Here is a 12,921-nt window from a genome sequence, read left to right as displayed (position 1 = left end):
TTTTCCTCTTTATCCAAACCTTTTAATTTTTGTTCGTTCAACTAGCCATTGTCCAATAACTTCTGTTACATAATATGATGTAAATAAAGTACAAACAATACCACACAACAACGTAACAGCGAATCCTTTTACCGCAGGATTTCCATAAATCATCAAAACAATTCCTGCTACTGCTGAAGTAATATGAGCATCGATTAATGTACGAAAACTCGTATGATAACCTTTATAAAAAGCTTGCTTTTGATTAAATCCAGAACGAATTTCTTCACGAATACGCTCATTAATAACTACGTTACCATCTACAGCAATAGCCATTGTTAAAACAATTCCCGCGATTCCAGGAAGTGTTAATGTAGCACCAAATAAAGCCATAAATGCTAATATGAGTAGCACATTAAATAGCATCGCAATATTCGCAACAAAGCCAGAAGCACCATAAATAAGCAACATCACAACAACGACTAAAATAGCAGCCACAATGGTAGAAATAATTCCAGCATGAATATTTTGTGCGCCCTCACTGGGACCAATTTGTCTTTCTTCAACAACTTTTACGGAAGCGGGAAGAGCTCCTGCACGTAAAACCAACGATAAATCTTGCGCTTGTTTCATTTGTTCGGGCAAGTTGAGACTGCTTCCCATGGTAATAGAAGCATTTCCACCAATAATAGGAGCTTTCACATAAGGTGAACTTTGCACATTGCCATCGAGAATAATAGCGACTTCATGAGGCGGATTTTTAGAATCAGCGGCTAGTGTGGTTAACTCTCCAAAGAGTTTTGCGCCTTGAGGTTTAAATTTCAAGGACACACTGTATTGCGGAATATAATTTTCTGCTGTTTGTAATGCTTGCGCATCTTCAATTAAATCACCAGTTAATTTAGCATGGGCTTCAACCAAATGAGGAATTGTCGAAACCACTTTACCCGCAGAAGATTCTTGACCATAAATGCGTTGCAAAATAATGGTGGCATTCATGGGAAGTTTATTTTTATCCCGGAGCCATTGCGATAAATGCTCAATTGTCGACGCCTGCGTATCGTCATGAGAAATATTTAAAGCCTTGCGCGCTTCATCAAGGAGTGAGGGAAGCTGATCTTTTGATACAGAATTTAACGCCAATCTAAAATCGAGTTGCGCTGTATTACCGAGCAATTGTTTTGCTCTTTGAATATCAGACATACCCGGCAATTCCACAACAATACGAGTGTCTCCTGATTGAAATATACTTGGCTCAGCAACACCAAATTGGTCAATTCGATTTCGAATGGTGTTCATAGCTTGCTGCATGAGTTGTTTTTCAAAGTCGACAATGTAATTGCGATTCGCTTTAAAATAAAGAGTATTTCCAATTACTTTTTCATATAAGAGTAATAGAGTTTGCTCATTAATTCTTTTTTGTAATATTTGTGCGTGAGAGGGAGTATCAATTTCTATTGTCGCAGATAAATCATCATTTACTTTAAAAGCGCCTGTTTTAATATTTTCGGCTGCGACCGTTTCTTTTGCACGTGTGATGGCGCGGATAATGGAATCCTGAACTGCTTTTTCAACTTCAACATTTAGAGTTAAAGAAAGACCGCCTTTGAGATCCAAACCTAAATTAACACGCGATGAGGGAAGAATATTTTCAGCCATCCGTTCATGCCATTTGAGGGGCACACCATTGCTGTCCCTTTGCCATTCCGAAGGATTGCCAAAAAAAGTCGGAAGAGTATAAAGAACACCAAAAATAAGAGCACATAAAATAACAATACTCTTAATCCACCAGATAGGCGGCATCGGGATTTTGTTTTGCATAAATTCACCTAGAGGGTATCAATTTTAATTTTAAAAGCTGAAAGAAAAAAACCGCCCGCTCCTTAAGGGCGAGCGGTTTTTTAACCATTCAAACGAAAAAGCAAAACCGGTATTATTTTGTTGCCGGAATGGAGGAAGAAGCGTCTAATCTCCCAGAAATCGAAGATTTCACAACGCGCATTGTGGAACCACCTACATTAATAGAAACAATATTTTCTTTCACTTCAACAATAGTACCAATAATTCCGCCTGCCGTAATAACTTCAATACCTGGAGTTAAAGATGATAAAAACTCTTTTTGCTCTTTTGCTCTTTTAGATTGAGGGCGGAATACAAAAAGCCACATAAAAAGAATAATACCACCCATTAGAGCAAAATTAATCCACGCAGGACCTGCCGTAGTCCCTGTTGTAGCTGCTCCCGCAGGAACTTGCTGTGGGGCTACAACAGCTTGCGTAGTTGCCGCTTGAGCAAAGGCTTGAACAGCAATTAAAGAAGAAACAGCAGCTGAGCTTACATTTAAGAATACAGTTTTTAATTTCATTGAATGAATCTCTCCACAAAAAGCTTAAGAACAACACGATTAATCTAGTATCATCTTTGCAATAGTTTGCAACTGCATGTTTGTTGTTCCTTCGTATATTTTGCCTATTTTTGAATCACGATAAAATTTTTCTGCAGGAAAATCCTTAATAAAGCCATAGCCGCCAAAAATTTCTAATGCTGTACTCGCAACATATTCTGCGACTTCACCAGCAAAGCTTTTAGCCATCGCAGCTTCTTTCACAAAGTTCATTCCCGCATCTTTAAGTCGTGCGGCATTATACACCATAAGTTTTGCAGCTTCAATTTTTATTGACATTTCTGCAATTTGAAATTGAATACCTTGAAATGAAGAAATTATTTTGCCAAATTGCTCTCTTTGTTTTGCATAAGACACAGCAGCCGCAAGTGCACCTTCGGCTAAGCCAAGCATTTGTGCTGAAATACCAATGCGCCCTTCATTTAAAGTCTCAATGGCAATTTTATAACCTTTACCCAATTCACCTATGATATTTTCTTTTGGTACTTTAACAGATTCAAAAATAACTTCGCAGGTGCTGCTTGCACGAATTCCTAATTTTGTTTCTTTACGGCCTAAAGAAACACCATGAAAATCTTTTTCAACTAAAAAAGCAGTAATTCCTTTGTAACCTTGTGATGGATTTACATTTGCAAAAACTAAAAAGAAACTTGCTTCTTTTGCATTTGTAATAAATATTTTTTTACCACTTAGTTCAAAGTGTGTTCCCTTATCTACTGCATTTGTTTTTAAAGCAAAAGCATCGGAACCACTGCTTGACTCTGTTAAACAATAACTTCCCACTTTATTTTTTGCGAATTGTGGGAAGTATTTTTGTTTTACACTTTCACTTGCCCATTTTAGCAAAGCATTGGCTACTAAAGTATTTTGCACATCCACAAAAACGCTCACACTGGGATCAATTTGAGCAAGGGCCTGAATGGCAAGAATGGCTTGAAAAAAAGAACCTCCCGAGCCTCCATACATTTCTGGAATTTCAATAGCCATTAATCCCATTTCAAATATTTTTTTGATGAGAGTGGGGTTCAGTGTTTCGGACTCATCCATCTCCATAATTAAGGGAGAAATTTCTTTTTTACCAAACTCAGAAACAGATTTAAAAAATAGTGATTCCTCATCGCTTAAGTGTGTGAGGGGGGTTAATTGGCTCTGTTGCATATGTACTCCCTAAGTACCAAAACTTTTAAAACATAATAATGATCATTAGTTAAATACATGTTCTGAGTAAAAAGGGCAAATATTGAAATTCTTAAATTACACTGGCATTAAGAAACAAGAAAACTTTCCGATACCAACTTTGTTTTCATGTGACTCTCAAATTGAGGAGCCAAAAACGTTATGGGGAATAGGAGCCTCGCCTTTAAATTAAATACTTCAGCAATAATATTGTTGATTCTTGTATTTGGGGTATCGTTATATTCTTCATATATGATAAATAAAACACAAACTTATGCAGATGACACAGGAAGAAACTGGCTGCCAAGTATCGCTGCTGTTGGCCAGCTGAATAGGGATCTCGCTTCTGCACCAAGAAGATTATCCATTTACACACTTGACTGGAGTTTTAATTCTTCTACAGAAGAAAAAAATAAAAACGCAAAAACATTAGACGAGTATATTGAAACTCTTGATAAGCATATCAAAGATTACAATCCTTTAATCAGTGGCCCCGAAGAACAGACGTATTACGACAAATGTTTAAAAAGCTGGGAAGTTCTTAAGAAAAAAATGATAGAAAATAAAGCTTTGGCTGAAACTGGCAAAGGTCCTGAAAGCTTTGCCATGTACCATGACGAAACATTACCTCTTGTTCTCGAATTGGGAAATAATTTAATTGCATTAAGTGATTTCAACTATAATGGTGGAATAGAATCGACAAAACAAGGCGCTTATTTAACAAATTTAACTAATGTGACTATGTCTTCAACTATTATTTCTTCCATTATTATTGTTCTTTTTATCTTTCAAATTATTCGAAAATCTACGGGACTCATAGAAAAAGCTATTAATAATTTAAAAAATCAAAGCATTTCCACAAATAAAATTGCAAATGATCTTAAAAAAGGATCTCAATCACTTGCTGACTCTGTTTCAGAACAAGCAAGTTCTGTCCATGAAACGACGGCAGCCATAAATGAAATTTCTAGCATGGTAAATCGGACTGCTGAAAATGCAAGAGAATCGACAGAAGTTGCTAAAGGTGCTTCTGATAAAACAGAACTTGGGCAAAAAACAATGAACAATCTTGTAAATGCGATGGAAACGATTCAAGAGTCGAATACTCAATTACAAAATATTGCTGTCATTATTAGCCAAATAAATACCAAAACCGCAGTTATTAATGAAATTGTCTCTAAAACAGAATTATTGTCACTAAACGCTTCTATTGAGTCGGCAAGAGCAGGAGAATATGGTAAAGGTTTTGCCGTTGTTGCAGAAGAAGTTGGAAACTTAGCAAAAATAAGTGGAAAATCGGCGAGTGAAATTCAAGAGCTCATTACTTCAAGTCAAGAACAAGTTAACAAAATATTAGGCCTGACAAAAGAAAGAGTAGATGAAGGAAAAAAAGTAACTGCGGAAGCACAAGAATCCTTTCTTAAAATTTCTGAAGATATTAGCACTATGGCAAGCGTGATTCAACAAATATCAGATGCCACAAAAGAACAGGAAATTGGAGTTAAGCAAATATCTACAGCAATGTCACAAATAGATAAGGCAACTCAAAAAAGTCAAACCGCAGTAAGTTCAACAGCAGAATCCGCCTCAAGTTTAGTTGAACAAGCAGATAAACTCGATAAAACAGCAAAAGATATTAGTGTACTTGTATTAGGTAATTCAAATTAAAGGTCAAAGATATGGAGAAAAAAAGTCTCGCTTTTAAATTAAACATATCTGTATTAGTTCTTTTTTTACTAATATTAATTGCTGGAATTTATGCCATTATAATGATTAATAAATCACAGGAGTTTGCTCAGGAAACAGGAACAAATTGGCTGCCCAGCGTAAAGTCAATTTCGCAAATTTCAGATGCCTACGGAAATGCTTCCCGCAGACATGTATCCATTATTGGAAGTTATGGAACAAAACACAGCGCTGAAGAAACAAAGGTAGACTTAGAAAAATTACAAGAATTTTTAAAAATATTAGATGAGCGTTTTGAAAAACATAAAAAAATTGTTGATCCAGGCGAAGAGACTAAAGCATTAAATGAGTTAATTGAAAATTGGACTAAAGTTAAAGTAACTATGAAGGAAGACTTAAATCTAGCTCAAGCTGGTAAAGGAAAAGAGTCTTTTCAACATTTTTACGCAAACACACTGCCTCTATTTCTTGGATCTAGACAACTCATTACTAATTTAAGCAAAATTAATAATACTGGTGCCATTGAATCAACTAAACAAGGCAGTTACTTCACAAAAATAACAAATATAATAATGTCTATCATTGGAGTTATTTCAATTATCATAGGAATTTTTATTTTACAATTAATTAAAAAATCGACGACTTCAATTGCAATAGCAACTGAAAATTTAAAAAAACAAAGTATAGCTACGAATCAAATTGCTGCCAGTTTAAAAAATGAATCTAAATCCCTTTCTGAGTCCGTTTCAGAACAAGCTGCTTCTGTGCATGAAACAACGGCGGCTATTAATGAAATTACCAGCATGGTGAATAGAACGGCAGAAAACGCAAAAGAATCGACAAATGTGGCAACAAGTGCTTCGGAAAAAGCGGAACAAGGCCAAGTTACCATGAAAAAACTTGTCTCCGCCATGGAAACTATTCAAGAATCCAATGCACAACTGCAAAATATAGCTGTCATTATTAATCAAATTAATTCTAAAACCGCTGTTATTAATGATATCGTTTCTAAAACCGAATTACTTTCCTTAAATGCCTCAATCGAATCGGCAAGAGCAGGAGAGTATGGCAAAGGATTCGCAGTCGTTGCAGAAGAAGTGGGAAACTTAGCTAAAATTAGCGGAAAATCGGCAAATGAAATTCAGGAGCTTATTACCAAAAGCCAAGAAGAAGTAAATAAAATACTCGACTTAACCAAAGAACGTGTTGAAGAGGGTAAAAAAGTAACAGCGGAAGCTCAGGAATCTTTTCTTAAAATTTCTGAAGACATTAGCAATATGTCAACAGTGATTCAACAAATATCCGAAGCCACACGGGAGCAAGAAATTGGTGTGAGACAAATTTCAACCGCAATGACCAATATTGATAGAGCGACTCAAAATAGCCAAGTCGCTGTAAATACAACCGCAGAATCATCTCATGTGCTTGTCAGCCAAAGTGAACAACTTGATAAAACGACGAAAGATGTTGAATTTTTAATTGAAGGAAGTAACAATTGAAATTAAAAAAAATTAACTTTTCATCTTGGATAATATTATGAGTAAAAAAAGTTTATCATTTAAACTCAATATTTCAATTATAGTTCTATTGCTCCTAATCGTTTGTTCAGGAATTTATACCATTTTAATGATTAATAAAACACAAGACTATGCCCATGAGACCGGTGACAACTGGCTACCTAGTGTTTTGTCGACAAGTAAGATGAGTGAAGGTGTTGGCAAATATGCAAGACGCATTTTAGGACTATTATCAAACTCCTTAATTCACACGGGCGAAGAAGAAAAAAAATTGAAAGAAGAAGATTTAAAGGCATTAAATAAATATACGGATCACATAAACGAAGCTATTGAAAAATATAAAAAGCTTGTAAGCGGCTCCGAAGAAACTGAACTGTATAATGATGTCGTAAAAAAATGGCAAATATACGATAAAGCCGTAAGAGAAAGTCTTAAAATAAATAATGAAGGAAAAAAAGCAGAAGCCATAAAATATGTTTTAAAAGAAGCACGTAAAGATGCCGCAGCTCTTGAAGAAGCAATTAGTAAACTCGCAACATTTAATTACAATGGCGGCATTAAATCAACTGAAAAAGGTGCAAATTTAACAACAATCACAAATATTACAATGTTAAGTATTATTGGATCTTCTATACTCATTGGTTTATTTATCATTCAAATTATTCGTAATACGACAGGATCATTAAATAATGCTGTGGAAAATTTAAAAAGCCAAAGTGTGGCCACAAGCGAAATCGCTTCGACATTAAAAAAGGGATCTGAACAACTTACAGATTCTGCATCAGAACAAGCTTCCTCAATTCATGAAACAAGCGCTGCTGTAAATGAAATTACCAGTATGGTAAATAGAACCGCTGAAAATGCAAAAGAATCAACAAATGTTGCTGCCCATGCGTCAACTAAAACAGAAACAGGACAAACCACCATGCAGCGTCTTGTCTCTGCCATGGAAACAATTCAACAATCCAATAGTGAACTCCAAAATATTGCAACTATAATCAGCCAAATTAATGCAAAAACAGCCGTTATTAATGATATTGTTTCTAAAACGGAATTGTTATCGTTAAATGCCTCCATAGAATCAGCGCGTGCGGGAGAATATGGAAAAGGTTTTGCCGTTGTGGCTGAAGAAGTAGGTAATTTAGCAAAAGTCAGCGGAAAATCGGCACAAGAAATTCAAGAACTTATTACTTCAAGCCAAGAACAAGTCAATAAAATATTAGGCTTAACAAAAGAACGAGTCGATGAAGGTAAAAAAGTCACAGCCGAAGCACAACAAGCATTTCAAGAAATATCCACAGACATATCAACAATGACTTCGACCATTCAACAAATATCTGATGCCACTCGTGAACAAGAAATTGGAGTCAGACAAATATCTGAAGCCATGGGAAACATCGACAGATCAACACAACGCAGCCAAGCTTCAGTAAGCTCTGTTTCGGAATCAGCGGTGGACTTAGTCAAACAAAGTAAATCCCTAGATACCACAGCAAAAGACATTGAAGTCTTAATTAAAGGCGAATCCTAATCCTTAACTTGAATTTAAAAATGCAATAATTTTAAATGTCAATTTGTAGTATGAGCAAAATATTCTCAGTAAAAAAAAACTTTTAAAATGATAAAATTGTAATGAAAATTTAATGTTTTCATAATTTGTTATATTTTTTCTTGAATCGAGGAATAATTTGAAACAAAAAAGTTTATCTTTTAAATTAAATATTTCTATTATTATTTTACTTAGCTTAATAATTTTAGCAGGCTGTTACACTATTTTCATGATTAATAAAACACAAAATTTCGCTAAAGAAACAGGAGAAAGCTGGTTACCCAGTGTTTTAGTTACAAGCGAGATGAGTGATGGTGTAAGTAAATATGCAAGAAGAATTTTAGGTCTTTTAAGTACATCACTAATTAATAGCGGCGAAGAAGAAAAAAAAGTACTTGCTGAAGACATTAAAAAACTTGATCATTATACAGAAAATTTAAATAAAACATTAGAAAAATATAAAAAATTTGTTACAAACACTGAGGAGCAAAGTATATTTGAAAATGTTGTTGTAAAATGGAAAGCATATGACTCAGCATCACGAGAAGCAATTGCGATAAATAAACAAGGAAAAAAAGCGGATGCGATTAAACACGTTTTATCAAAAGGCCGAAAAGCTGTTGCGGAACTAGAAGAAGCAATTCAAAAACTTGGAAAATATAATTATGAAGGAGGTATAAAATCAACACAAAAAGGAGCAGATTTAACGACAATAACCAATATTACCATGACGAGTATCATTTTATCATCAGTACTTATTTCTCTCTTTATTTTTCAAATTATCAGAAGTACTACAGGCTCATTAAATAACGCTATCGATAATTTAAAAAATCAAAGTGTCAGCACAAGCGAAATTGCATCAAGTTTAAAAAACGGTTCTCAAATTTTAACAGACTCCATTGCCGAACAAGCTTCATCCATTCATGAAACCAGCGCTGCTATTAATGAAATCACGAGCATGGTCAATAGAACAACTGAAAATGCAAAGGAGTCAAACACGATAGCCACAAATGCTTCGAACAAAACAGAATCTGGGCAAATAACAATGAAAAAACTTGTTTACGCCATGGAGACAATTCAAGATTCTAATAAAGAACTTCAAAATATTGCAGATATCATAAATCAAATTAACTCAAAAACAGCTGTTATTAACGACATTGTTTCTAAAACAGAATTGCTGTCGTTAAATGCTTCCATTGAATCCGCAAGAGCAGGGGAATATGGAAAAGGTTTTGCTGTTGTTGCTGAAGAAGTAGGAAATTTAGCAAAAGTGAGTGGAAAATCGGCGCAAGAAATCCAAGAGCTCATCACCTCAAGTCAAGAACAAGTTAACAAAATTCTTGGTCTTACAATGGAACGAGTTGAAGAAGGTAAAAAAGTAACAGCGGAAGCTCAAAAATCTTTTCAACAAATATCAGAAGATATTTCAACAATGTCAAGTGTAATTCAACAAATATCTGATGCCACACGAGAACAGGAAATAGGTGTAAGACAAATATCAACTGCAATGTCAAACATTGATAAAGCAACTCAAAAAAGCCAAATTGCAGTTCAATCATCATCAGAATCATCAATTGATTTAGTAAGCCAAAGTGAAAAATTAAGTGCCGTCGCTAAAAATCTTGAACTTCTTATTAAAGGTTCCGCATTAGCATGAATAACAAAAGCTTAGCCAGTAAAATTTACATTTCCATTAGCATACTCATGTTTATTATAATAGTAAGTTCCGTTTATACTATTTTTACAATAAATCAAACTCAAGAATATTCGCATGAAACCGCATTAATGTGGTTACCCAGCGTAGACGCCGCTCAAGACATGAAGTATGAAATCGCCCAATTAAGAAGAAGAGAATTAAGAATTTCAATGGCTGTCGCACAAAAAGAACTCGACGAGCATTTTAAATTTGTAAAAGAAAGATTTGAAATAATAAATAATATCATTGAAAAATACAAAAAATTAATTGACACCGAAGAGGAAAAAAAATTATTCGATGAGTTTAGTAAAAATTGGAAAATATATTTAACAAAAAGAGATGCCTTTATTAAACTTGTTCAAGCAAGAAAAACTCAAGAAGCATATCAATATTTAATAAATAATTTAGATTTAAATATGCAAGAAGCACAAACTATTCTTGAAAAAATTAGTAATCTAAACTACGAAGGATCCATTAAATCAACTCAAAAAGGTGAGAATTTAACATTTATTACAAACGTAACAATGACTGTGATATTATCATTATCTATTATTTTACAACTAGGTATTTATAAAATTGTTAGTAAAAGCACTAAAACAATTATTCATTCCGTTGATGAACTTAAAGAACAAAGTGTAGCAACAAGTAAAGTTGGTGATGGATTAAAAACAAGCTCTACCGAACTGTCTAGTTCGGTTTCAAATCAAGCCGCATCGGTTCATCAAACAACAGCTGCGGTAAATCAAATATCAAGCATGATAAATAGAACCAACGAAAATGCTAAAGAGACATTAAATGTCGTAAAAAATGCTTCTGAAAAAACAAAAGAAGGCGAAAAAATAATGGGGCGCCTTGCCAAAGCCATGGAAACAATTCAAGAGTCAAGCACGCAATTGCAAAATATTGCAGAAATTATCAAACAAATCAATGCAAAAACAGCGGTTATTAATGATATCGTTTCTAAAACTGAATTATTGTCTTTAAACGCTTCTATTGAATCCGCACGAGCGGGTGAACACGGGAAGGGATTCGCTGTCGTTGCTGAAGAAGTGGGTAATTTAGCGAAAATTAGTGGAAAATCTGCTAATGAAATTCAAATGCTATTACAATCAAGCCAAGGACAAGTCAATTCTATTATTGAAACAACTAAGGCAAGAGTATTGGAAGGGAAAAATGTTACTCTAGAGGCTCAAGAAGTTTTCAAATTAATTTCAGAAAATATTACAACTGTCACGCAAGTCACAGAACAAATTTCAGATGCCACAAAAGAACAAGAAGTCGGTATTCGACAAATTTCTTCTTCCATGGAACAAATTGATTTAACCACACAAAATTGCCAAAGAATTGGTATTGTTACTGAGGAATCAGCACATAAATTAGTGGAACAAAGCAAAAAGTTAGACATTACAGCGAAAAATGTAGAAGTGCTATTAAAAGGAATCGATCAAATTAATAAAGAATTAAAGTTAAAAAAGATGAAGGAGGAACAGATACCAGAAAAAAATATTTCTGGTTAATATTTAACCGTGGAGAAGTATGTTAATTTTATATGTAAATAAAAATATACATAAAAGCAAAATATATATTATTAAATATATTTTATTCACCTTTATTTTTTTATTTCACTCACTGTCTTATGGAGATTGGTGGCACCAAAATAGTTTTTTAATGGGCGATCGCGCTGCCGGCCTAGGAGGTGCGTTTACTGGGATTTCAAGCGGCCCATCAGGACTTTATTATAACCCGGGCGGTCTCGGATTTGCACCAGACTTACAATTGAGCCTTTCAACAACAAATTATTACACTTCAAAAATCACACAAAGCGGTTATTTAGGTAACAGCGATTCGACGTTTAGTTTAACAGATTCCGATTTATTATCAGGTTTTTTTGGGGGGATTATTAGATTTTCAACAGACACACCTATGTATTTTGCCTTTGGAATTTATAATAAGGACTATGTAAATTTAGATAATAATATTGAATCTGTAAGCTCAACTAATTCAAGTGAAACAAATTTTAATCAAAAACTCAGTTCTACTGAAAATGAATATGCCGTCGCTTTTGCCCTTAGAGCTCACGATAACTTTAGTATTGGATTATCGCTTGCCTTTTTTGATATCAAATACTCCGAAATACAAACGGCAAATATAGTTGCCGGTCCCTTTCCCAATCCAGACTCTCCTGGAAATAATTTGTATAATTATGAAACCTGGATTTATAATAGTAATTTTTATATTAGTGGAATTGAGCTTGGCCTTGGTTTTTTATTTAAACCAAATTACTATTTTTCCTTTGGACTATCAGGAAAATACAAACAAATTCTTTACCAAAATGGTTCTACTAATTTTAACGATAACACCATTTTAACAGATGAAAGTTTTAATCCCCTAGGACCTAACTCCTATGCTATTCCTAATGGAGGTAGTCAAGGAGTTAATCAAATTACTCATACTCAATACGATAAGCCATTTAACTCGTTACCTTACATGATCCGTTTTGGCGTTGGCTTTTATCCTGCCGAATTCCAAACCTTTAGCGCCGACGTTAATTATCACTCAGGAGCCGATGCCCAAAACATTTTTTATAGACTAGTACCTGTATATGATTTTGCAGTAGGCTCAGAAACTGTTTTTTTTAATACAGTTGCATTGCGTTTAGGAGTTTTTACTAATAATTGGTGCGGCGATCCTAATGTGACAGATCAGCTTGTAAATGTAAATTTTATTGGATACACAGCAGGACTTGTTTATATTAATAAGGCTAATACATACAGTCTTATCTATATGCTTCAACAGTCACAACCAGGCGCCTATTATGCCCTAGAACCTTATTATGCACAGAATAATGCGAATCCAAGAGTGTATTGGGAAACACAACAATTTGCACTCTCCATATCCGATGAATTATAAAATA

At 34.3% G+C, this 12,921-nt stretch carries 9 protein-coding genes; 6 read left to right on the top strand and 3 right to left on the bottom strand.

Annotated elements, in window-relative coordinates; translation table 11 throughout:
• Window positions 1-9: 9 nt before the first annotated feature.
• The 3 genes from secD to AXG55_RS05050 all read right to left on the bottom strand — a co-directional run bounded on the left by secD (window position 10) and on the right by AXG55_RS05050 (window position 3,541).
• Entirely contained in the window at window positions 10-1,800 is a 1,791-nt protein-coding gene (gene secD, locus AXG55_RS05060) for a protein translocase subunit SecD (RefSeq protein ID WP_148697043.1), read from the bottom strand.
• A 112-nt stretch (window positions 1,801-1,912) separates the two neighbouring features.
• Complete coding sequence (gene yajC, locus AXG55_RS05055) at window positions 1,913-2,344, bottom strand: preprotein translocase subunit YajC (RefSeq protein WP_148697042.1); 432 nt, start codon at window positions 2,342-2,344, stop codon at window positions 1,913-1,915.
• A 39-nt stretch (window positions 2,345-2,383) separates the two neighbouring features.
• Window positions 2,384-3,541 (bottom strand): acyl-CoA dehydrogenase family protein, encoded by a 1,158-nt coding sequence (locus AXG55_RS05050; RefSeq protein ID WP_148697041.1) that lies wholly within the window; start codon window positions 3,539-3,541, stop codon window positions 2,384-2,386.
• Between the two features lie 180 nt (window positions 3,542-3,721).
• On the opposite strand from AXG55_RS05050, the gene AXG55_RS05045 reads away from it, so the two are divergent.
• The 6 genes from AXG55_RS05045 to AXG55_RS05020 all read left to right on the top strand — a co-directional run bounded on the left by AXG55_RS05045 (window position 3,722) and on the right by AXG55_RS05020 (window position 12,917).
• Window positions 3,722-5,227: a HAMP domain-containing methyl-accepting chemotaxis protein gene (locus AXG55_RS05045; RefSeq protein WP_148697040.1), complete on the top strand. Its 1,506-nt coding sequence runs from the start codon at window positions 3,722-3,724 to the stop codon at window positions 5,225-5,227.
• 11 nt (window positions 5,228-5,238) lie between these two features.
• Window positions 5,239-6,744 carry a HAMP domain-containing methyl-accepting chemotaxis protein gene (locus AXG55_RS05040; protein WP_148697039.1) on the top strand — a complete coding sequence of 502 codons (1,506 nt, stop codon included), beginning with the start codon at window positions 5,239-5,241 and terminating at the stop codon, window positions 6,742-6,744.
• 37 nt (window positions 6,745-6,781) lie between these two features.
• Window positions 6,782-8,293 carry a HAMP domain-containing methyl-accepting chemotaxis protein gene (locus tag AXG55_RS05035; protein WP_148697038.1) on the top strand — a complete coding sequence of 504 codons (1,512 nt, stop codon included), beginning with the start codon at window positions 6,782-6,784 and terminating at the stop codon, window positions 8,291-8,293.
• Window positions 8,294-8,450: 157 nt separating this feature from the next.
• The gene (locus AXG55_RS05030; protein WP_148697037.1) at window positions 8,451-9,968 is read left to right on the top strand and encodes a methyl-accepting chemotaxis protein; all 1,518 of its coding nucleotides are present in this window, start codon (window positions 8,451-8,453) and stop codon (window positions 9,966-9,968) included.
• On the top strand, window positions 9,965-11,524 hold the full coding sequence (locus AXG55_RS05025) for a HAMP domain-containing methyl-accepting chemotaxis protein (RefSeq protein ID WP_148697036.1): 1,560 nt from the start codon (window positions 9,965-9,967) through the stop codon (window positions 11,522-11,524). The genes AXG55_RS05030 and AXG55_RS05025 overlap by 4 nt, the downstream gene beginning before the upstream one ends.
• A 19-nt stretch (window positions 11,525-11,543) precedes the next feature.
• A complete protein-coding gene (locus tag AXG55_RS05020) occupies window positions 11,544-12,917 on the top strand; it encodes a PorV/PorQ family protein (protein ID WP_148697035.1) in 1,374 nt (457 codons plus the stop codon).
• Window positions 12,918-12,921: the final 4 nt, after the last annotated feature.

The sequence above is a fragment of the Silvanigrella aquatica genome, from assembly GCF_001907975.1.
Taxonomy (GTDB): Bacteria; Bdellovibrionota_B; Oligoflexia; order Silvanigrellales; family Silvanigrellaceae; genus Silvanigrella; species Silvanigrella aquatica.
Note: the sequence above shows the minus strand (reverse complement) of the source record. Positions and strands in the feature narration are given on the sequence as shown.